The sequence below is a fragment of the Pectobacterium parmentieri genome, from assembly GCF_001742145.1.
In the GTDB taxonomy this organism is placed as follows: Bacteria; Pseudomonadota; Gammaproteobacteria; order Enterobacterales; family Enterobacteriaceae; genus Pectobacterium; species Pectobacterium parmentieri.
The window spans coordinates 4009103-4030836 of the sequence record NZ_CP015749.1; the positions used below are offsets into that span (position 1 = coordinate 4009103).

Annotated in this window: 21 protein-coding genes; 8 read left to right on the forward strand and 13 right to left on the reverse strand. The window is 52.1% G+C overall.

The window, feature by feature from the left end:
- Window positions 1-147: 147 nt before the first annotated feature.
- Window positions 148-1560: an anion permease gene (locus A8F97_RS18170; protein WP_005976758.1), complete on the reverse strand. Its 1413-nt coding sequence runs from the start codon at window positions 1558-1560 to the stop codon at window positions 148-150.
- A 525-nt stretch (window positions 1561-2085) separates the two neighbouring features.
- Entirely contained in the window at window positions 2086-3744 is a 1659-nt protein-coding gene (locus tag A8F97_RS18175; RefSeq protein WP_033072384.1) for a putative transporter, read from the reverse strand.
- A gap of 237 nt (window positions 3745-3981) precedes the next feature.
- On the opposite strand from A8F97_RS18175, the gene A8F97_RS18180 reads away from it, so the two are divergent.
- Window positions 3982-4596: a hypothetical protein gene (locus tag A8F97_RS18180; RefSeq protein ID WP_025919943.1), complete on the forward strand. Its 615-nt coding sequence runs from the start codon at window positions 3982-3984 to the stop codon at window positions 4594-4596.
- Between the two features lie 113 nt (window positions 4597-4709).
- Here the strand turns inward: A8F97_RS18180 and ibpB are convergent, their stop codons facing one another.
- The gene (gene ibpB / locus A8F97_RS18185; protein ID WP_033072385.1) at window positions 4710-5162 is read right to left on the reverse strand and encodes a small heat shock chaperone IbpB; all 453 of its coding nucleotides are present in this window, start codon (window positions 5160-5162) and stop codon (window positions 4710-4712) included.
- A 142-nt stretch (window positions 5163-5304) separates the two neighbouring features.
- Window positions 5305-5718, reverse strand: coding sequence for a small heat shock chaperone IbpA (gene ibpA / locus A8F97_RS18190; protein ID WP_005976748.1), 414 nt, complete (start codon window positions 5716-5718; stop codon window positions 5305-5307).
- Window positions 5719-6107: 389 nt separating this feature from the next.
- On the opposite strand from ibpA, the gene A8F97_RS18195 reads away from it, so the two are divergent.
- Entirely contained in the window at window positions 6108-6482 is a 375-nt protein-coding gene (locus tag A8F97_RS18195) for a YceK/YidQ family lipoprotein (protein ID WP_012821895.1), read from the forward strand.
- Between the two features lie 46 nt (window positions 6483-6528).
- Here the strand turns inward: A8F97_RS18195 and A8F97_RS18200 are convergent, their stop codons facing one another.
- Window positions 6529-7815: a DUF3748 domain-containing protein gene (locus tag A8F97_RS18200; protein ID WP_193412823.1), complete on the reverse strand. Its 1287-nt coding sequence runs from the start codon at window positions 7813-7815 to the stop codon at window positions 6529-6531.
- 236 nt (window positions 7816-8051) lie between these two features.
- On the opposite strand from A8F97_RS18200, the gene bhsA (A8F97_RS18205) reads away from it, so the two are divergent.
- Complete coding sequence (gene bhsA / locus A8F97_RS18205) at window positions 8052-8309, forward strand: multiple stress resistance protein BhsA (protein ID WP_005976743.1); 258 nt, start codon at window positions 8052-8054, stop codon at window positions 8307-8309.
- A gap of 181 nt (window positions 8310-8490) precedes the next feature.
- On the opposite strand, the gene A8F97_RS18210 is transcribed toward bhsA (A8F97_RS18205), so the two are convergent.
- From A8F97_RS18210 to A8F97_RS18220, 3 genes are read right to left on the reverse strand one after another with little or no spacing between them, the layout of a single operon-like run.
- The gene (locus tag A8F97_RS18210) at window positions 8491-9888 is read right to left on the reverse strand and encodes a glycoside hydrolase family 1 protein (protein WP_014698385.1); all 1398 of its coding nucleotides are present in this window, start codon (window positions 9886-9888) and stop codon (window positions 8491-8493) included.
- A gap of 25 nt (window positions 9889-9913) precedes the next feature.
- Window positions 9914-11230, reverse strand: a complete 1317-nt coding sequence (locus A8F97_RS18215; protein ID WP_012821892.1) for a PTS cellobiose transporter subunit IIC — start codon at window positions 11228-11230, stop codon at window positions 9914-9916.
- Window positions 11227-11550, reverse strand: coding sequence for a PTS sugar transporter subunit IIB (locus A8F97_RS18220; RefSeq protein ID WP_012821891.1), 324 nt, complete (start codon window positions 11548-11550; stop codon window positions 11227-11229). Before A8F97_RS18220 ends, A8F97_RS18215 begins: the two co-directional genes overlap by 4 nt.
- Before the next feature lie 398 nt (window positions 11551-11948).
- Between A8F97_RS18220 and A8F97_RS18225 the strand changes: the two genes are divergently transcribed.
- The 5 genes from A8F97_RS18225 to bhsA (A8F97_RS18245) all read left to right on the forward strand — a co-directional run bounded on the left by A8F97_RS18225 (window position 11949) and on the right by bhsA (A8F97_RS18245) (window position 16204).
- A complete protein-coding gene (locus tag A8F97_RS18225) occupies window positions 11949-12971 on the forward strand; it encodes a sulfonate ABC transporter substrate-binding protein (RefSeq protein ID WP_012821890.1) in 1023 nt (340 codons plus the stop codon).
- Between the two features lie 58 nt (window positions 12972-13029).
- Window positions 13030-14172 carry an FMNH2-dependent alkanesulfonate monooxygenase gene (gene ssuD / locus A8F97_RS18230; protein ID WP_025919934.1) on the forward strand — a complete coding sequence of 381 codons (1143 nt, stop codon included), beginning with the start codon at window positions 13030-13032 and terminating at the stop codon, window positions 14170-14172.
- Between the two features lie 10 nt (window positions 14173-14182).
- Window positions 14183-14977 (forward strand): aliphatic sulfonate ABC transporter permease SsuC, encoded by a 795-nt coding sequence (ssuC, locus tag A8F97_RS18235; RefSeq protein ID WP_012821888.1) that lies wholly within the window; start codon window positions 14183-14185, stop codon window positions 14975-14977.
- Window positions 14974-15774 (forward strand): aliphatic sulfonates ABC transporter ATP-binding protein, encoded by an 801-nt coding sequence (gene ssuB, locus A8F97_RS18240; RefSeq protein ID WP_014698383.1) that lies wholly within the window; start codon window positions 14974-14976, stop codon window positions 15772-15774. The genes ssuC and ssuB overlap by 4 nt, the downstream gene beginning before the upstream one ends.
- A gap of 172 nt (window positions 15775-15946) precedes the next feature.
- Window positions 15947-16204 (forward strand): multiple stress resistance protein BhsA, encoded by a 258-nt coding sequence (bhsA, locus tag A8F97_RS18245; RefSeq protein ID WP_012821886.1) that lies wholly within the window; start codon window positions 15947-15949, stop codon window positions 16202-16204.
- A gap of 108 nt (window positions 16205-16312) precedes the next feature.
- Here bhsA (A8F97_RS18245) and A8F97_RS18250 read toward each other — a convergent pair whose 3' ends face one another.
- From A8F97_RS18250 to dgoR, 5 genes are all read right to left on the reverse strand, one after another.
- Window positions 16313-17602, reverse strand: coding sequence for an MFS transporter (locus A8F97_RS18250; protein ID WP_005976725.1), 1290 nt, complete (start codon window positions 17600-17602; stop codon window positions 16313-16315).
- Window positions 17603-18146: 544 nt separating this feature from the next.
- Window positions 18147-19295 (reverse strand): galactonate dehydratase, encoded by a 1149-nt coding sequence (gene dgoD, locus A8F97_RS18255; protein WP_012821884.1) that lies wholly within the window; start codon window positions 19293-19295, stop codon window positions 18147-18149.
- Window positions 19292-19909, reverse strand: coding sequence for a 2-dehydro-3-deoxy-6-phosphogalactonate aldolase (locus A8F97_RS18260; protein ID WP_012821883.1), 618 nt, complete (start codon window positions 19907-19909; stop codon window positions 19292-19294). Before A8F97_RS18260 ends, dgoD begins: the two co-directional genes overlap by 4 nt.
- On the reverse strand, window positions 19893-20789 hold the full coding sequence (locus A8F97_RS18265) for a 2-dehydro-3-deoxygalactonokinase (protein ID WP_014698381.1): 897 nt from the start codon (window positions 20787-20789) through the stop codon (window positions 19893-19895). The genes A8F97_RS18260 and A8F97_RS18265 overlap by 17 nt, the downstream gene beginning before the upstream one ends.
- Window positions 20786-21484 (reverse strand): D-galactonate utilization transcriptional regulator DgoR, encoded by a 699-nt coding sequence (gene dgoR / locus A8F97_RS18270; RefSeq protein WP_005976717.1) that lies wholly within the window; start codon window positions 21482-21484, stop codon window positions 20786-20788. Before dgoR ends, A8F97_RS18265 begins: the two co-directional genes overlap by 4 nt.
- Between the last annotated feature and the right edge of the window lie 250 nt (window positions 21485-21734).

Genomic DNA, 21734 nt, shown 5'->3' on the forward strand with positions numbered 1-21734 from the left:
TCGCCGCGTTTCGCGTGTCGTGATGCATACGCCCCGTCACAGGGACAGGGCGTAGGCTTAAAGAAATGAAATCAGGCTTAACCTATTGCGGTACATTTTTTGTGTCAGGAATGTCTCGCATCAGGAAAGCCCGTGGTATCTACGTTGTTACCAGAAACCGAGCAGTTTCCACCACATACTACCCACGCCCAGCCAAATAGGGATGATAACCAGACTGACCAGGAAGCCGATCTTCCACCAGGTTCCCAGCGGTACGTAGCCTGTGCCGAACAAAATGGGTGCCGGGCCACTGGAGTAGTGGGTCGTAGACATAAACAGGTTACTGAAGATACCGAACACCAGTACGGTCAGCATCGGCGGTGCGCCGGCTGCCAGTGCGATAGAGACAAAAATTGCGTACATGGCACTGATGTGGGCAATCGCACTCGCCATCAGGTAGTGGCTGTAGTAGTAAACCAGCAGCAGCAGACCCAGCATTGGCAGCCAGTGCATTCCGCTGACCGCATTACCGGCCAATCCGCCCAACCAGGCAATCAGACCCATTTTGTTAAGCTGGCCAGCCAGCGTCATCAGCACGGCAAACCATACCACGGTGTGCCAGGCTTCTTTCTCACTGACCACGTCGTCCCAGGTCAGCGCACGGCTGAGCAACAGCACGCTCAGGCCAGCCAGCGCAGTCAGAGTCGCGTCGATATTCAGCGTAGAGCCCAATACCCAGAACGTCACCAGACCCAGAAACACGCCCAGCACGACCCACTCATCGCGGGTCATTTTGCCCATCTCGCGCAGTCTTTCGACGGCGATCGCACGCATTTCTGAGGTTTTCTTCAGTTCAGGCGGATAGAAGCGGTAGATCAGGTAAGGGATCAGCGCCAAAGACAGGAAGCCCGGCAGCAGTGTCGCTAACGCCCAATCCGTCCAACTGATGTGGATACCAAACTGGGAAGCCAGCTTCGCCACCATTGGGTTGCCCGCCATGGAGGTCATGAACATCGCGGAAGTCACGGCGTTACACTGGAAAATGGACTGCACCAGGAACGCACCAATGCGACGCTGCGTGCCTTTTTCCGGCGTAGAATCATAGGCTTCGGCAATCGAGCGAAACAGCGGAGTGATGATCCCGCCGCAGCGTGCAGATGTGGAAGGCATCGCCGGAGCGAACAACAGATCGGTAAACACCAGACCATACGCCAGACCGAGAGAGCTATTCCCCAACTTGCTGATGAACAGCAGACCAATACGCCGACCAAAGCCCGTTTTGATAAAACCGCGAGAGATAAAGAAGGCACAGGCGATCATCCAAATGGTGGGATCGCTAAAACCCGCCAACACATCTTTAATAGATAATAACCCTAATATGGCGACCGTGGTCAGGCTGAACATCGCCATCGCGCCAAGCGGGTAAGGAGAGAGAATCAGACCGACCACTGTGGCAATAAAAATCGCCATCAGATGCCAGGCATCGGGTTTAACCCCATCGGGAACCGGTAATAGCCATAAGCCACCGGCAATACAAAGGATAACTAGAAGCTTTATCAACCTGCTGTTATTCGCAGACATAAGAACACCACTCTTCATTAAAACGGAATGCTGTATTCACGACGGATGTCCCGAGCGGAGGAGTGGATATTTCGTTATTCTTCCTTCGTCACCCTGCTGAAACCACGCAACAGGAATCATCTGCGGAAAAAAAGACGAGAAAACAAGGGTTCAGGGTGCTTCTCTCGTCTGATCAAATCAAGTGATTAATGAAGAGATAGTATTATAATGCGCCTGCGAAATAGCGTTACTTTAGTTAATAAAGTGGTTCATTAATTTATTTAAGAAACTGCCGTGGTTTTAATTTCCCGATAAAAACCCTTAAAATTCAATAATAATTGACATTTCGTGAACATAAAGTTAACGAAGCTAGCGACAAATCAATGATACAAAAGCCTTATAGATAATAATGGTAATATAATTCTTTTCCAGACAGCCAGTTATCCATTCCTTATTTATTCACTCAAGTATTTCTCTATTCAAAATAAAAAAACAAATCGCCATTATTTGGCGAGAAAATATTATTTTTTATCTAACTGATAACATTTAAAGAGAGAGGAACAACACGGCTAATAGCTGCGGTGACATAATTCGCAGAAACATCGCCAGCGGGTAAACCGTAGCGTAAGACAACGCCGCTGCGCCGCTGGTCGGGTGTAGCCCATTGGCAAACGCCAATGCAGGGGGATCGGTCATCGAGCCAGCCAGCATGCCACACAACGTCAGGTAGTTCATCTTACCCAGCGTGCGCGCCAGTATGCCGACCAGCAGCAGCGGCGCAATGGTAATCAGCGCACCATAGCCAATCCACCACACGCCGTCACCATTCAATAATGTATCGACGAAATCGCCGCCGGATTTCAGCCCCACTACCGACAGGAACAGTACAATGCCGAGTTCACGCAGCGCCAGATTCGCACTGGGTGGCATAAACCAGTGAAGTTTACCGATACTACCGATGCGCCCCAGCACCAGCGCCACAACTAGCGGTCCGCCAGCCAGCCCAAGCCGCAGCGCCACAGGAAACCCAGGGATCATCAGCGGCACAGAGCCCAGCAGAACACCTAGCCCAATGCCGATAAAGACGGGCAGCATCTGTACCTGTTGGAGTTTTTGCTGTGCGTTGCCCACGATATCCGCAACGGCATCGATCGCCGTTTTCCGCCCCACCAGATTCAGAATATCGCCAAATTGCAGGCTAGCCTGATTGCTGGCAACCAGTTCAACCCCCGCACGGTTCAGGCGTGAAATCACAACATCATAGTTTTGCTTCAGGTTAAGCTCGCGAATCTTGCGGCCCAGCACCTTCTCATTGGTCACTACCACACGTTCAACGTGCAGATCGGTACCCCGCGTCGAGAGCGACGTCTCAACTTCATTGCCGATGACCAGACGCGCCTGCTCCAGATCGTGTTTCGCCCCCACCAAATGCAGGTAATCACCCAGTTGGATCAGCGTCTGCGGCGATGGCACCATCAACTCATCACCGCGTTTCAGGCGGGAGCAAACAATCGTGTCGCGGTTTAGAATCGGCACATCCTGAATCGCCAATCCTTGCAGATTGGTATTCGTCACCGACACATTCATCGTGAGCAGTTGTTCATGGTGCTGGCCGCTGCTAACCTCAAACTGTTTTGCCTCGTTATCCACTGCGACACGAAACAGGACGCGCATCAGCCACATCACCAATAAAATACCGCAAATCCCCAGCGGATACGCCATCGCATAGCCCGTTCCCATCTGGTTCACTAGGGTTGAATTCGAACCGAGATCGGTCAAAATCTGTTGGCCCGCGCCCAGCGAAGGCGTGTTGGTTACTGCGCCGGAGAAAATACCGAGAATAATGGGCAAAGGAATATTGAGCAGTTTGTGCAGCATGACGGTCACCACACTGCCAAGAAACACCGTCAGCAGGGCGAACGCATTGAGACGCAGGCCAGATACGCGCAGAGAGGAAAAGAAGCCCGGCCCAACCTGAATGCCAATGGTGTAGACAAACAGGATCAGCCCAAATTCCTGAACAACATGCAACATGTCATCATTCAGTTGAATCTGGTACTGATGGGCAACATGCCCGACGATGATCCCACCAAACAGGACCCCGCCAATCCCTAAACCGACGCCATAAATCCGCCAGTTGCCAATCCATAACCCCAGAACGGCAACCAGCGCCAGCATACTCACGGTAAGTGCGATATCACTCATACCCGTATCCTTTGCGGACGTTTTTATTGGGAAATGCCACTGACGCCATACTCTATGACGAGTATAGGCAGAATACTGAGGAGGGAAACGTGGCAGGCAACACAAAACCGCGTGCGGATAATCATCAGGCGTTATGACACATCGCCAGCACCCTGATGACTAATTTATGTTATTGATCTTGATAGAAATATAGCCATGAGTTAAGCTTTCTTTTCGTAAACATGGAGCCGTTTAAACGTGAAAAAAATATTATTACTCATTGGTATTTTATTGGGAGTAGGACTCACTCTTTCATATCAATGGGTAAACCCCCCCTTCAACAATCCTTATTTTTTCTTATCACCAAAAATATCCACTGACACCCCCATCAACATACCAATTAAATTATATGAAAAAGGAGATGAAATTGATTTCACCTTCTGGAAAACACCATTGCCACTCAGCAGGTTTTTTCTCATAACTCCTCTAGAATCGCCCTCATCACATATAGTATTAAAAATAAAATCGACAGAAAACCTAAGCGTGGGGTTCTATACTTCAGATATATTTATTGGTGGCGGGCCGATAAAAGACATTGAAGAATCACCTATTTTTAACGTTGAACTATATAAAATAAATAATGATTTAACTGAAAAGCTAATTTTAAAAAAAGTTCATCGCCAAAAATATTATATTGATAAAGAGTCCCAGCGATTATCACGCAGTCCTGCAGAGGCTTTCGGTCTCGTCGATTTAAGCAGTGAACCTTATGGACAATACAGAATTAAAGTAAAAGTCTTAGGTGATTGGCCTGAGTTAAAAATAGATAACTTACATTATTTTATAACAATAGAAACTTACTTTGTTAAATAAAAACCGAAGATGAAAACAACGTGGCGGGCAACACAAAACCGCGCCCGTAATAATACGGGCGCGGGAAATCATGAGGTTGATTACGTCATCAGGTTAATAACACGGATGTCGCGTTATGACGCATCTTCAGGAGACGGCTGGTTCAAGGCTGGGCGACCACCGCCGATGGCAATGCGCTGCGGCTGCAAGGCTTCCGGTACGTCACGTACCAGATCGATGTGCAGCAGGCCATTTTCAAAATGGGCATCAGACACATGCAGATGCTCGGCCAGCGTAAAGCTCAACGTGAAAGGTTTAAACACCAACCCCTGATGCAGATATTCCACGGCTTTCTCGGTCGGTGCCGGGCTACCCTTCACGGTCAGGCGCGGACCTTCTACTTCGATATCCAAGTCGCTCTGCCGGAAACCTGCCAGCGCAAGCGTAATACGATAGTGGTTATCGTCTTTCTTCTCGATATTGTACGGAGGGAAATCAATCGGTTCCTGGCTGCCCTGCATTGAGCTAGCTAATTTGTCAAAACCGATCCACTGACGCAGTAAAGGTGATAAGTCGTAGTTACGCATTATATAACTCCTTCTAAGAAGCGAGATTAATGATGCCCTTGGGCATCGTTTGTTCCAGCCACGGCTCCATAGCTGGTGTCGTCCCCATTCGGCAGACGAAACGTGAATTCATAGCGTTGCTGTTTCGGGCGATTCGCGTGATTTACTTGATTTCAATCCGACGCGGTTTCATCGCTTCCGGCACAATACGCTCGAGATCGATATACAGCAGCCCGTTTTCCAGATTGGCGCCTTTTACCTGAATATGTTCGGCCAGTTGGAATTTACGCTCGAAGTTGCGCTCGGCAATGCCCTGATACAAGTAATTGCGGGCAACCTGCTCACCGGCGTGGGCACCTTTTACAATCAATAAGTTGTCGTGCGCGGTGATGTCCAATTCCTGCTCGGCGAAACCAGCGACGGCAATCGCGATGCGATATTGGTTCTCGTCAACCAGCTCGACGTTGTAGGGAGGATAGCCGCCGTTACTCTGGGTCTGGCCGGTTTCTAACAGATTGAACAGGCGATCAAAACCAATAGCGGAACGATACAGTGGGGAAAAATCGGGGTTACGCATAAAACAGCCTCCTAAACATGCAGCGAGGATTCACTCTTTGCCTTCCTATAAGGACAGGCTCATAGCCGGGACGGATACCCTGACGGCGTATCGTTTTCTTCCGGCTTGTAATCAATATGGTGACCCCCCTCAGACTTTCAAGAGGCAAAAAAGAAAAATCGCTACGTTTCATGCAATATTCACTCACACGGTGGGCGTTATCACATACACTCAGAATAGGCAGGTTTTGGCCTAGCACCGATCGTTTAAGCATCGAGAGACACGGGGCGACCACAGGGGTGAGGCGTCCCTGCGGGAATCTCCCCCTATGTTTCCCCTAACAGCGGACTTAAGTGACCAGTATTAGGCTTCGCCCCACTCTGGCAGCAGGCTCTTAATGGATAAGTAATATGACTTTACTGAAAAGTGCGTTGTTATCTTTCATGATTACCGGTAGCGGCGCGGTAGCAACCAGCGGTTGCTCCAGCGTCATGACGCATACAGGAAGCGATCAGGGATACTATTCCGGCACTCTCGCCAGTGTGGATATGCTGCGTGACGACGATACCAGTTGGGCCATGATGCCGCTGGTCGCGATCGATTTGCCGTTCTCCGCAGTTACTGACACGCTGCTGTTGCCCTATGACTACTATCGTGCAGGCAGTGATAAGAACAAGCTGTCGACACGCGAACGCATTTCACATAGCGAAGAGCAAAACCAGACCGCCAGTTCACAGCTTGCCACTATGCCTAATAACAACACCATGCCGCATAATCAGCTTTGATAGCACAGTACTCGCCATGAACCCGCGTAAACTCGCTACGCCGCCGTCATGATAACCAGCAGGCCACAACAAAAAGCTGATTAAAGCCGTCAATCTCCCGCATATACGCAATGTGTTTCCCATCAGGGGAAAAAACCACGGCATCCGCACTCGGTGCATTGTCCGTCCTCGCCGTCATCCGAACAAGTTCACCGCTTTTTGCATCACACAGCATGATGCTGTTGTCACACACAAATGCCAGAGAACGCCCATCAGGGTGCCAGTTAAAAGCAGACTGCACACCGTGTTCTGTGTGCGTTACCTGTCTTGGCTCACCGCCATTCGGGGAAATCGCCCACAGTTGGGCCACGCCAGCTTCATCGCGCATCAAAAAAGCAATCTCACCACCATCGGGCGAGGAACGTAGCCAATGGCGCGGCTGATTCACCAAACCAGGATAACGGCGTTGGTGCGTAAAGGTTAAACGCCGCTGCTGCACGCCCGCAGGCGGCACTGGCATCGAGGTTGCGGTGCCCGCCAGTGGCGCATCGCCCTCTTTGGCGTAATCTTCCAGCGCATCGGGTAAATCGACGATAAAGACCTCAGGGATCGTCGTCCCATCCACCGCCCGCGTATCACCGATAAACGCCAGCGCCCAGCGCTGGCGCGTACCGTCCTGTCGGAGATAGCCCGTGGTGCCAACCCAACCTTCTTCATAAGCACGATTGATTTCATCGCTGCCGGGCTGTGGCTGCGGCATCGTTCTGCTGATCAGCACACAATAATGACTGCCGTCATATTCACGCGGGTGGCATTTCTCAACGGAGACGGGCTGTAGCGGCACGGCCACACCCACATTGCGCAAGTTTAATGCCGGATCGCGCTCATGCAGCACGTGGTCGTTATAGGTAAAGCTCAGGCGGCTAGCATCTGGGCTGAATACGTGAACATGCGTACCGCCGCGCAGCGCGCCGGCCTGATATGGCGGCGTAATAGAGAAGGCATCAAGCGTAATCGCCTCATCACGCTGGCGATCTGCCACTATCGTTCCACGGCGATGGTGAAAATCATACTGCCATTCACTATCCGGGTTTTCCGGCCCATGGATAAAGACATAGCGCAGCGGTTCCTGCGGGCTACAGGTCACCACACCCACATGCGCACCCGCCGTCGCCCGATAGATCACCTCGGTTTTCAGGCTTTTCAGATGTATGCGCTCAATGGTCAGCCCTGTGAATGAAGATCCATAGGGTCTTATGTCATAAACCAGCCAGTTTCCATCACAAGACCAGCAATTAATATTGGTAAGTTGATGACCAGCAGCATTAAACGTTATTTGATATTCAACAGGCAAGACATCACTCCAATTATTCAATATCAGTCAATAGTTTGTAAATAAATTTCAGTTTTATGTATAACCTATTGTTTTTGATTTAAAAAAAACAAACAACATCGAGAAATGTTATTCAAAAAAATAGAAAGATTACCTCAATAACATCCGTTTTTTAATTCATTAGCATCGGCGTAACATTCTTCATATCGAAAGGGCAGCCCCCTTTCACCTATCAAATCAGAAAAGGATAAGACATCATGAAAAACGTAAAAACCATCGCCGCTGCTGTTGTTCTCGCTACCATGACTTTCGGTGCTTCTGCTGCTGAATACGTGTCTCCTTCACAGGCACAGAACCTGGAAAAAGCGGGTGTTGTTACTGCGACTGCTCAAGACCTAAGTTCGCTGCAATCTAAGCTCGCAGCAAAAGCAGAAAAAGCAGGTGCTAAAGCTTATACCATCACGTCTGCGACCGGTAACGATCAACTGCGTGGCTCTGCGGTAATCTTCAACTAAACGTTGTTGGCCCTAGCTTGTCCCGATAGCCATCATAGATAGACCAGTAAGACATCACGTATTACCCTCTTTCCGGCTTGCCTCCTCATCAGGGCAAGCCGGTTTTTTTATGACGGACATCCTTGTCCGTCGCAAGCGACGTTGAAAAACGTTCCCCACGTTTTTTTATGTGTGATTTTGGTCAAAAGCCATTCTCGGCAGCCACGACCGCGAACCATTCACCGCTTTTTTTCACCGTGCGCGTCTGCGTCGCCAAATCCAACTGCACGAAACCATAGCGATTCTTGTAGGCATTCGACCACGACCAGTTATCGATAAACGTCCACATATGGTAGCCGAGGCATTGGCTACCTTCCGCGATGCCTTTGTGTACATATTTCAGGTGTTCACGGACAAAATCGATGCGGTAATCATCCTGAATCTGGCCGTTGGCGTCGAAACGCTGTTCATTCTCCACCCCCATACCGTTTTCTGAAATAAAACAGCGCGGATTGCCATAATTCACCCGCAGGTTAGTCAGAATGTCATAGACGCCCGGTTCGTAAATTTCCCAGCCACGATAGGGGTTCATTTTTCGTCCCGGCATCTCGTAGCTGGAAAAGAACCACTCAGGCATAAACGGACTATCGGGATTCACCAGACTGTCGCGACACTGAATACGACGCGGCTGGTAATAGTTAATCCCCAGCAGATCGACAACACCATCGGCCAGCAGCGCACGATCGTCAGGCTGGCAAGACGGCAGTTGGCCATAGCGATGCAGCAGATCGACCAATTCCTGCGGATATTCCCCTTTCAGGGCGGGATCGAGGAAGCTGCGATTAAACATCAGATCGGCAATGTTAGCGGCTTTGACATCGGCCGGATGTTGCGAGCGCGGATAGGAAGGCGTCAAATTGAGGATAATGCCAATTTCCCCATCCTGCGACTGTTCGCGGTAGGCTTTCACCGCTAGCGCATGCGCCAGCATGGTGTGGTACGCCACCGTCGCAGCACGCTTGAAATCCACCACGTTCGGATAGTGGAAATCATACAGATACCCGCCTTCCACCGGCACCACCGGCTCATTGAACGTAAACCAGTGTTTTACCCTGTCGCCAAACAGGCGGAAGCAGGTCGCCGCATAGCCCGCATAGGCCACGACCACCGCCCGATTTTCCCAGCCGCCCAGCCGCTGCATCACCATCGGCATATCAAAATGGAACAAATTGATAAACGGCGTGATGCCCTGCGCCAGCATTTCATCAATGATCTGATTATAAAACGCCACCGCCTGCGGATTAGGCTCACCAACGCCATCAGGTATCAGCCGCGCCCAGGAGATCGACGTTCGGAACGTGTTGTGATTCAACGCCTTCAGCAGCGCAATATCTTCACGCCAGTGCTGATAAAACGTGGAGGTATCTGCCGGCCCCACCTGCTGGTGAAAGCGGCCGGGCTGCGTGGCAAACCATTCGTCCCACACGGTGGCACTTTTACCATAGCTGAGGCTTTCGCCTTCCGTTTGCGGTGCCGAACTGGCGCTGCCCCACCAAAAATTCGCGGGAAAGCGAAAATCGTTCTGAAGATGATCGTGCATACGTTCCTCTCTGCTTCACTCGTGTTTATGCGCTGGCTTCGCCCGCGGTCTGCTGTTGTTTCTCCTGCTCCTGTTTCAGCAACGTGCGCTCGTAGACTTTCAGGAACGGGTAGTACATCGCGGCCGACATCACCATGCACAGCAGACACATGATTACCGGGCTGAAAGCCCAGTTCGCCGCCCACGATGCGCCAATCGGTGCAGGCGTCGTCCACGGCGTCAGGGAAACCACCTGCGCGATCCAGCCAAGCTTCGTCGCCGTATAGGCAATGACGGCGTTGACCATCGGCACGAAAATAAACGGCAGGAACAGCAGCGGGTTCATGATGATCGGAGCACCAAACAGAATCGGCTCGTTGATGTTGAAAAAGCTCGGCACCACGCCCATCCGGCCAATCGTGCGTAGATGAACCGCGCGGCTACGCAGTAATAAAAAGGCCAGCGGTAGCGTAGAGCCAACCCCACCGATCAGCAGGTAGTGATCCCAAAAGCCCTGCAAATAAATATGCGGCAGCGGCGCGCCCGCTGAAAGTGCAGCCTGATTCAGCGCCAGATTGGTCATCCAGAACGGGTTCATGATCCCGGTAACGATCAGCGCACCGTGGATCCCGGCAAACCACAGAATCTGACAGATGAATACAGAGATCAGAATGGCGGGCAGCGAATCCGACGCCGAAATCAGCGGTGCCAACAGGTGCATAATGGCTTCTGGGATAATCATGCCGGTCGCAGACTGGATGAACAGGTTAAACGGGTGCAGCGTCGCGACGATGACCAGTACAGGGATGAGGATTTCAAACGAACGCGCCACACCAGTCGGCACTTCTTTCGGCAGGCGGATCGTGATGTTGCGCTTTTTCAACCAGGCATACACTTCACCCGCATAAATTGCAGTCAGAATGGCGGTAAAAATCCCCTCACCAGAGAAGTACTGAGTAGAAATTTGCTTATCGTGATAAGGCGCAGCCACCAGCAAAAACGCCATCAGTGCCAGCAGGCCGGTCATGATCGGATCCAGCTTGTAGTGCTTACCTAAGCTGGCACCAATCCCCACGGAGATAAAGAAGGTCATGACCCCCATACTGAGGTAATACGGCAGCATCAGTTGTTCACGGTAGGCAACGGAGAAATCGAGCCACGCGCGAGCAAATCCCAACGTAGTATCCGGCGAGAACGGCGGGAAGATGAACACCAGCATAAATGAACCGATGATCATGAAAGGCAGCGCGGCGATGAAGCCATCGCGGATCGCGATGATGTGGCGCTGTTGCCCAACCACGCCAGCCAACGGGGTAATTTTCTGCTCGATGATATCAACCATCGACTGATAGAGGCCACTCATAGCGGTTGTCCTGATGTTTCGATCAGTGAAAATGCAAAATCCAGCACGTTGTCACCGCGCTGCATACCGTAATCCATCATGTCTATCGCTGCCACAGGCACGCCTTTTCCCTCGGCTTTCTCCTTGAATGACGCCAGCATATATTTCACCTGCGGCCCCAGCAGCACAACGTCATACTTCCCTACTTGTTCATCAAATTCATGGGCGGCGTAGGCGGCAATCTCAACGTCCAGACCACGCGCATCGGCCACCTCCTTCATTTTTCTCATTAAAAGGCTGGTAGACATCCCAGCGGAACAACAAAGCATGATCCTTTTCATTTTGAACACCCCGTCGTAAGTCATGAATAAAAAGCGTCGTGAATAAATCCCACCATTGGAAACATGTTCATGGAAACACAATCATTGGAAACAAAACGGAAACCGTTTTCCATGAAAAAAAGCCAGATATGAGAATAGGTTCACGAAATGATAGACATTGCCGGAAACAATGTGAGGTAGGTCATGTAAAACGTCATTCAGGCGTGAAGGACGGGTAAACATCACCCTTGCCGCGCTTATTGCGCTAAATGTATTGATTTCAGGTATTTCTTCTTTTTGGCTATAAAAACGACAAATTGAGATTTAAAAAGCCCACCGTCTGCCTGTTATGGTTATCACCTGATATTGCGTTTTTTCACTGTATTTTAATTTTTCGTTATAAGGGAGCGATCATACGCATGCCATTGATGATGAACCGAACGGTCACGGAAGGATGTGGGAAACGCACGCCATTATGGAAAAATGTGACGGCACAGCTACGCCGAATCCCAACGATTCTGGTTGCCAGTGCCGTGCTGTTCATATCCACCGCTTATGCGCAGGACAGCGTACCGACGCAGCTACGGGTCGGCTATCAGAAAGGTTCGGTCAGTCTGGTGCTGGCAAAATCGCACCAGTTGCTGGAGAAGCAGTTCCCCAATACCAAAATCAGTTGGGTTGAATTCCCCGCCGGACCGCAGATGCTGGAAGCACTCAATGTGGGCAGTATCGATCTGGGTGGCACCGGTGATATCCCGCCTATTTTTGCGCAAGCTGCTGGCGCTGACCTGCTGTATGTCGGCGTAGAGCCACCTAAGCCGCAGGCCGAAGTCATTCTGGTGCGGGAAGACAGCCCGGTGAAAACCGTTGCCGATCTGAAAGGTCGCAAAGTCGCCTTCCAGAAAGGCTCCAGCGCGCACAACACGCTGCTACGTGCGCTGCAACGCGACGGGTTGACATTCACCGATATCAAACCGACCTACCTAACCCCTGCTGACGCCCGTGCGGCATTCCAGCAAGGCAATGTCGATGCCTGGGCGATCTGGGATCCCTACTATTCTGCCGCGCTGTTGGAAGGGGGTGTTCGGGTGCTGGTCGATAGCAGCGGACTCGATAAAACCGGCTCTTTCTATCTGGCGGGTCGCCCTTACGCCGAGGCACACGGCAGCTTTATTCGTCAGGTATTGGATGAACTGACCAAAGCCGATGCGTTAACAATCAGCGACCGGGCGCAGAGCGTCACATTATTAGCCAACGCGGTAGGGCTACCGGAAAAAGTGATTGAAACGGCACTCGATCATCGCCCACCAACCACCATAAAACCGCTGGATGCCGCCACGATCAAGGCGCAGCAATCCACGGCCGACCTGTTTTATGCAAACCGTCTGGTGCCGGTGAAGGTCAATATCGCGGAGCGCGTCTGGCATCCCCAAACGCCGTAATTCGCTAATCACACCCCATTTTGTTTACCGCAAACAAGATCGTTCAGGAGAACACACCATGAGCCTTAATGTATTCTGGTTTTTACCTACTCACGGCGACGGTCGTTATCTTGGCAGCACAGAAGGCGCACGCCATGTTGACTACGGCTATCTACAACAGGTGGCACAAGCCGCCGAGCGGCAAGGGTTTGGTGGCGTCTTGCTACCGACGGGTCGCTCCTGCGAAGATTCCTGGCTAGTTGCGGCATCGCTCATCCCGGTGACGCAGCGGCTTAAGTTTCTCGTCGCCCTACGTCCCGGCGTCATTTCCCCCACCATCGCTGCACGTCAGGCGGCAACGCTGGACAGGCTGTCCAACGGTCGCGCCCTGTTCAATCTGGTGACCGGTGGCGACCCGGAAGAATTGGCCGCAGAAGGGCTGTTCCTCAGCCATGAAGAACGCTACGAAGCTTCCGCAGAATTCACCCATATCTGGCGCAGGCTGTTGGAAGGCGAAACCGTTGATTTTGCAGGGAAACACATTCAGGTAAAAGACGCCAAACTGCTTTATCCGCCCGTGCAACAGCCGCGTCCACCGCTCTATTTTGGCGGTTCGTCTGAGGCGGCGCAGAATCTGGCGGCAGAGCAGGTCGATCTCTACCTGACGTGGGGCGAGCCGCCTGAGCAGGTTAAAGAAAAGCTGGCGGAAGTCCGCGCTAAAGCCGCAGCACAGGGGCGTGAGGTTCGCTTCGGTATTCGCCTGCACGTCATCGTGCGGGAAACGACCGAGGAAGCCTGGCAGGCTGCCGAACGGCTGATTTCCCATCTGGATGAAAAAACCATCGCCGATGCACAGGCAGCGTTGGCGCGTTTCGATTCTGTCGGACAACAGCGCATGGCCGCTCTGCACGGCGGCAAAAAGGACAATCTGGAGATTAGCCCTAATCTGTGGGCAGGGATCGGTCTGGTACGCGGCGGTGCAGGTACGGCACTGGTTGGCGACGGCCCGACGGTTGCCGAGCGTATTCAGGAATACGCCGATCTTGGGATTGATACCTTTGTCCTGTCTGGCTACCCGCATCTGGAAGAGGCGTATCGCGTGGGTGAACTGCTGTTCCCGCACCTCGATCTGGCGCAACAGCCGACGCCGCTGCATGCCGTAAACAACGCGGGAGAAGTGGTGGCAAACCGCTATGTACCGCGCAAAGTCTCGCAAAGCTGAGGAATCAATCATGGCAAGAACGCTCTCCTCGCTGGCACAACGACTTGCACCTTTCCTGCTCCCCGTAACGCTGCTGGTCGCGTGGCAGATATCCGTCGAGTTCGGCTGGCTATCCAACCGGATTCTGCCTGCGCCCAGCTCGGTGATTACCGCAGGGTGGTCGCTCATCTATAGCGGCGAGCTTTGGCAGCACCTGGCAATCAGCGGCTGGCGCGCCCTGATCGGATTTGCTATCGGTGGCAGCATCGGACTGGTGCTTGGCTTTATCACCGGTCTGTCACGCTGGGGCGAGCGCTTGCTGGACAGTTCAGTGCAGATGATCCGCAATGTCCCCCATCTGGCGCTGATCCCGCTGGTGATCCTGTGGTTTGGCATTGATGAGGCGGCCAAGATTTTTCTAGTCGCACTGGGTACGCTGTTCCCGGTTTATCTCAACACCTATCACGGTATTAAAAACATCGATCGCGGTCTGCTGGAAATGGCGCGCAGTTACGGTCTGTCCGGCATTAGCCTGTTCTATCAGGTGGTACTGCCCGGCGCGTTGCCGTCCATCATGGTTGGCATCCGTTTTGCTCTGGGCTTCATGTGGTTGACGCTGATCGTCGCGGAGACCATTTCTGCCAACTCCGGTATCGGCTATCTCGCCATGAACGCCCGCGAATTTCTGCAAACAGACGTGGTGGTGGTTGCCATCATCCTTTACGCCCTGCTCGGCAAACTAGCCGATGTCAGCGCTCAGGGGCTAGAGCGCATTTGGTTGCGCTGGAATCCGGCCTATCAAACCTCATCGGGGGACGCATCATGACCGCTTTTACCGATCCTGTAGCACCATCTCATTCACCGTCTCCGCTCACCAAGGGGACGCCGCTGGCGCTGGATGCTATCACCAAGCACTACGGTCACCGTACCGTACTGAATGAGGTGCAGCTACGCATTCCTTCCGGGCAGTTTGTGGCCATCGTCGGCCGTAGCGGCTGCGGCAAAAGCACCCTACTGCGCCTGCTCGCCGGTTTGGAAGCCGCCAGCAGCGGTGAATTGCTGACGGGCACCGCACCGCTCAGCAGCGCGAAAGACGACACGCGACTGATGTTTCAGGAAGCGCGGCTACTGCCGTGGAAGAAGGTGATCGATAATGTTGGGCTGGGATTACGCGGCAACTGGCGTGAGAAAGCGCAGGATGCGCTGGCCTCCGTCGGGCTGGCGGATCGCGCCAACGAGTGGCCGGCGGCGCTGTCCGGTGGTCAGAAACAGCGCGTCGCGCTAGCACGTGCGCTCATTCACCACCCGCGTCTACTGTTGCTGGATGAACCGCTGGGGGCGCTGGATGCCTTGACCCGTATCGAAATGCAAAGCCTGATCGAAAATTTGTGGCTCCAGCATGGCTTCACGGTACTGCTGGTGACGCACGATGTCTCCGAAGCTATTGCACTGGCCGACAGGGTTATTTTGATCGAAGAAGGGCACGTCGGGCTGGATATCACGGTTGATTTGCCACGACCACGACGCCGCGGTTCGGCAAAACTGGCGGAACTAGAAGCCCGCGTGCTGGAACGCGTACTGGCTCCGTCCTCATCGCCCTTACCTCAGCAGGCAGCGATATAACCTTCATTCTGGCGAGCGAGATTGTGCATCTTATCGCCAGAATTAACATCAAAAATATTGACATATATCCTCAAAACACTCCGTTTTACCTCCCAAAAGCATCGGCGTAGTATCCTCTTCATCGAAAGGAAATCACCTTTCACGCCAAACAACATTGAACAGGAACTATCACATGAAAAACGTAAAATTCTTCGCTGCTGCTGTCGTACTTTCTACTCTGTCTTTCGGTGCTTTCGCTGCCGACCAGGTGTCTTCACAACAGGCACAGAGTCTGGAAAAAGTGGGCGTAATCAGCGCGACTGCTCACAGCCTGGACTCACTGCAAGCGCAGTTGGCTCAGAAAGCAGAAAAAGCCGGTGCTAGCGCCTTCACTATCACGTCCGCCACCGGTGATAACCAACTGCGCGGCACCGCCGTTATCTACAAATAATGCCGGCCGACAGACAATCAAAAAATTAAACGGACTTTCCTCACTCAAGAGGAAAGTCCGTTTTTTTATGGCTTTCACCTAAACCCTACTGCACGCGAGTAACGAGAGTTACCCTACCCGCTTCACTTCGCCCACCAGTAAGATGTAAGACAGTGCGCCGACCAGCGCCACACCAGCAATGTAGGTCAGTGCGGGAGCAAAACCGTAATCCTGCGCCAGATAACCAATAATCAATGGCACCGTGATACCGCCCAGACCACCGACAAAGTTGAATACCCCCCCCGTCAGGCCAATCAGACGAATTGGAGCCAGCGACGACACCAGTGACCAAGTGATGGATGCAAAGCCATTACCAAAGAACGCCACAGCCATCAGCGTCATAATCCATACCGGATCGTTGGTGTAGTTCGCTCCCATGATGCAGGTTGAAATCAGCAGGCCACAGATAATCGGCGTTTTACGCGCCAGGCCCAGCGATTTTCCGCTACGCACCAAACGGTCCGCTACAAATCCAGACAGCAGCACGCCAACGAACGCCGCCAGGAAAGGTACCGTCGTCATAAAACCAGCCGTCAGTGCGCTAATGTGTTTTTCTTGCGTCAGGTAGTTAGGGAACCACGTCAGGAAAAACCACAGCGTAGAGGTCACGGCAAACTGCCCGATATATACGCCCACCAGTTTGCGGTTAAACACCAGTTTCCAGTCAGCCGCCGTCAATGGCGTGCGTGTTTTTTTGTCGCTCGGCGCATCACCATCGACAATACCGCCGCCTTCGGCAATGTAATCCAGCTCAGCCTGATTGATCCCTTTACTTTTCTTCGGTGGCTGATAAACAAAGTGCCAGATAAGTGCCCAAACAATACCGACGCCGCCAGTGACGATGAACACCCAATGCCAGCTCAGAATTTCCTGTAACCAGATGAGCAATGGCGTAAGGAACGCCAGGCCAACAAACTGTCCTGATGTATAAAATCCAACGGCTGAAGCACGTTCTTGCTCAGGGAACCAACTGGTCACCATGCGGTTATTCGTCGGAAACGCAGGTGCTTCAAACAGTCCGGTCACGGCGCGTAAGCCAATCAACGATGCCAGACCCGTGGCGAAACCTTGCAGCAACGTGGCAATCGACCATCCCATAATGGCGATAAAGTAGGTGACCTTTGAACCGACGCGATCAAGAAACCAGCCGCCCGGTATTTGACATAACGTATAGGTCCAGGCAAATGCGGAGAAGATATAGCCCATTTGTGTTTTTGTAATACCAAACTCTTCCTGAATGTGTGCCGATGCCACAGCCAGGTTGGCTCGATCCACATAGCAGATGACAACCGTAATAAAAATCATCAGCAAGGTGAGATAGCGCCGTTTTGTAGGACGGGTAGTTAATGTCATGTCCATCTTATATTCCTGTTATTTATTAAACGGGCACCATACTTATTACCCGCTATTTTTGAACGATTAACAACATTAGCAATTGGTATGCTTTATTTTTCTAATGAAATAAATAACCGATCACGTTCACTATATTTATCTATACCCTAAATAATTCGAGTTGCGTGACAAAACGTTAGCGTTTTGAACAACGCGAAGCGTTGACACTTTAGGGCATGGCCCATTTATAGCCTTGTAACGCGGCAACCGAGCGAATCCCCAGGAACTTACTCAGATAAGCGACTGAGGTAAGTAAGGGCAGCCAACGTACAAGCAGCTTGAAGTATGACGGGTATATTTATAGTGGCGTTTTATTTTAAATCCCCGGTGATGGCGTACTCATGATAAATGGAAGAATTACATTCCCCGCCCCAGAAAAAAACTAAACAGTAATCCGTCATGAAATAATTAATTTCATGATAATCCATGATTGTTCTATTCCATTGTGCCGGGGAAATGCGTTATATATTACTGCTTACTCAACACCCATGTAGCTTGAGGTATGACGGTATTACCATTCGGCGACAGCACCATCAGAATAACGCCACACCGGGTTACGCCAGTCTGGCGCATTTTTACTGCGTTCGATAACCAACTCTTCATTAATTTCCACACCGAGGCCCGGTTTATTTAATGGATAGAAATGGCCGTCAGTCATAGCAAAGTCTTCTTTATTAATGACGTAATCCAACAGCTCGGCACCTTTATTATAATGAATGCCCATACTTTGCTCCTGCAATACCGCATTACGCGCCACAAAGTCGAGATGCAAACAGGAAGCCAGTGCAATTGGGCCTAATGGACAGTGTGGTGCCAGCGCAACATCATAGGCTTCCGCCATTGCGGCAATTTTAAAGCACTCGGTAATACCGCCCGCGTGCGACAGGTCAGGCTGAATAATTGCCAATCCTCCGTCTGCCAGTACGCGTTTGAAATCAAAGCGTGAGAACATACGTTCGCCCGCTGCAATCGGCAGGTGGGTTTGTGCGGCCAGACGAGGATAGTATTCAGCCTGTTCAGCCAGCACGGGTTCTTCAATAAACAGCGGACGGTACGGTTCCAGCTCTTTGATCAGGATTTTTGCCATTGGCGCATCGACACGACCGTGGAAATCCAGACCGAACTCGATGCTGTTACCAAAGGCTTCGCGGATTTCAGCAACCACGGCCACCGCAGCATCCACTTTGCGTGAGTTATCAATGATGCCCATCTCTTCACAGCCGTTCAGCTTGAAGGTATCGAAGCCTATTTCGGTCAGCTTCTTAATGCCAGCGATCACTTCGGAAGGACGATCGCCGCCAACCCAACTGTAGGCTTTGATCTTATCGCGCACCAGCCCACCCAGTAATTGATAAACCGGTACACCCAGCGCCTTACCTTTGATATCCCACAATGCCTGATCGATACCGGCAATAGCACTCATCAGGATCGGGCCACCGCGATAGAAGCCCGCGCGGTAAAGCACCTGCCAGATATCGTTAATGCGTGCCGGGTCTTGCCCGATCAGATAGTCAGACAGCTCGTGAACGGCAGCTTCAACGGTGCGCGCACGGCCTTCGATAACCGGTTCACCCCAGCCGACAATGCCTTCATCGGTTTCAATCTTCAGAAACATCCAGCGTGGCGGCAGCCGGTACGTGGTGATTTTGGTAATTTTCATTGAACAGCGTCCTTATAGGCGTTAACAAATGCATGTGCTTTTTGCGCGGTAACCTCAACCGACTGACCGGCTCGATACAGATCGCTGCCTAACCCGGCACCGATACAGCCCGCACTCAAATAATCCTTCAGGTTTTCTGGCGTAACGCCACCGACGGCAAAGACGGGAACGTCTTTTGGCAATACCGCTTTCAGCGCCTTGATGTAGTCTGGCCCAAACGCCGATGACGGGAAAATTTTCAGCGATTGCGCACCCGCTTCCAGTGCAGTAAAGGCTTCCGTCGCGGTGGCACAGCCAGGGCACACCGTCATGCCATAACCCACCGCCCGACGAATTACCTCGGGGGAAATGTTGGGGGTGACCACTAACTTGCTGCCAATTTCCTGCAATTTGTCGACATAGTCGGCTTTCAGCACTGTTCCTGCGCCGATCAGGGCACGATCGCCAAAGTGTTCCACCGCCAGTCGAATGCTGTCATACGGGTTCGGCGAATTCAGCGGGATCTCCACCGCATCGAATCCGGCATCCAGCAGCACCGCAACATGTTCCAGCACCTCATCCGGCGTGATACCGCGCAGAATCGCAATCAAGGGAAGATTAGTATTCCAATTCATTAACAATGCTCCTTATTCCTGCCTGAAAAGCCCGATCGCCATCCAGTTGCTGCCAGCGCAATCCAGCTTGTTGTAATGCTTTTTCGTAGCGCGCTGTCAGCGCAGGGGAGCCGATTAATGTGATGGTGTCTCCCGCCGCCACTTGATAGTGGCGCTGCATTTGTGAGACTTCGTTGCCAATCAGCAGCCCGGACAGCCAGTCGCTAACGGCGCTTTTATCCAAACGCCCCAGCACATGCGCCGCGCGGGTTTCAAACAGACAGCGGATAATGTTGTCATCGGTAAAGCCCAGTTCCAGCCCTTGCTGGAAAGCGTCGGGAGATGGCTGCTGTTCAGTCAGCCCCACGCCGATTAACGACTGCGTCATCAGCAGGTGGTGCAGTTCACCGGTCATCACCGTGCGGAAATCCAGCACGTTGCTGTCATCGGCCCGCACCCATTTCGAGTGGGTTCCCGGCATCAAATAAAGAGAGGAAGGACATTCGCTATACGCGCCAATCAACTGGGTTTCTTCACCGCGAATCACATTGCAATTATCTTCCTGCGCGATACTCAGTCCCGGCACGATCCAGGCGGCCAGCGGCTGAGCTTCTTCCACGCGCGTCAGGCGATGGGCGACATCCGTCAGGCGAGTTGGACATGACAGATAAGGCACGGAAAGCCAGCCCGCATTGCTGCCGATCATGCCCGCCATCACCACAGGCACGTTGTGCTGCTGCCACGGCGCAACGATCTGCTGAAAAACCTGCTGTGGCGTCTGGCCGTTCAAACGTGTGACACCCGCTTCAGATTTCACGCTGTCGATACAGACGCCATCCAGATACAGCCACGCCCGCAGGTTGGTCGAACCCCAGTCAATGGCGATATAGCTTTCACTCATGTAATGTCCTTTAACCGTTTGGTCGAGCTGGCAATCATGGTCAACGCTGCCCGCTCCGCTGCTTCAATATCCTGATGCCGAATGGCATCGTAGAGATCCTGATGCTCACGTAATGTCCGTGGCATGTTGTCTTCGTCCGGCATATAGGTGCGTTCAAATACCGCACGCTGTAACGAGCTAATCGCAACACTCAACTGCTGTAGCACCGGGTTATGCACCGCAGCAAGCACCGCCTCATGGAAGCGAATATCTGCTTCATTAAACGCGTCACGATTCTGATGGTTGGAAATCATGTCATTCAGCGCCGCTTCAATCACCGCTAGCTCACTTGAGGTCGCGCGTTCGGCAGCCCAGCGAGCAATCGTCGGCTCCACCAGATTACGCACCTCACTCATCGCGCTGATCAGCCGTGGGTCGTAGTCGCTTGCCAGAACCCACTGCAGAACGTCGGTATCCAGATAATTCCACTGGTTACGCGCGGCCACAAACGCGCCGCGATACCGTTTCACTTCCACCAGCCTTTTCGCCATCAGCGCTCTGAACACCTCACGAATAATGTTGCGCGAGGTCTGAAATTCTTCACACAGCTCAGCTTCTGCGGGTAACGGCGTGCCCGGAGCGTACTTCCCACCCACGATCTGTTGGCCAATATCCAGAATGATGCGGTCGGTTTTGCTTAATTCTTGCTTATTCATCATCACCTCAACGAGACAAAACGGATTGATATCACTGCACTTACTTTACCCGCCATGCCGCCTGACGTCGTCGAACTGTTGCACAATAACCGCATCCTTCCCTCTTTTCTTGAGTCTATTGTAGTACCACTGGAATATGTTGTACTACAATCTGGATCACAAAACGGACAATAAATACAATTTGGCAACATCATGTGTTACCGAATTTCAACATCCAGAGGAATTGAGCGCGCGAAGGTGGAAGGCGACG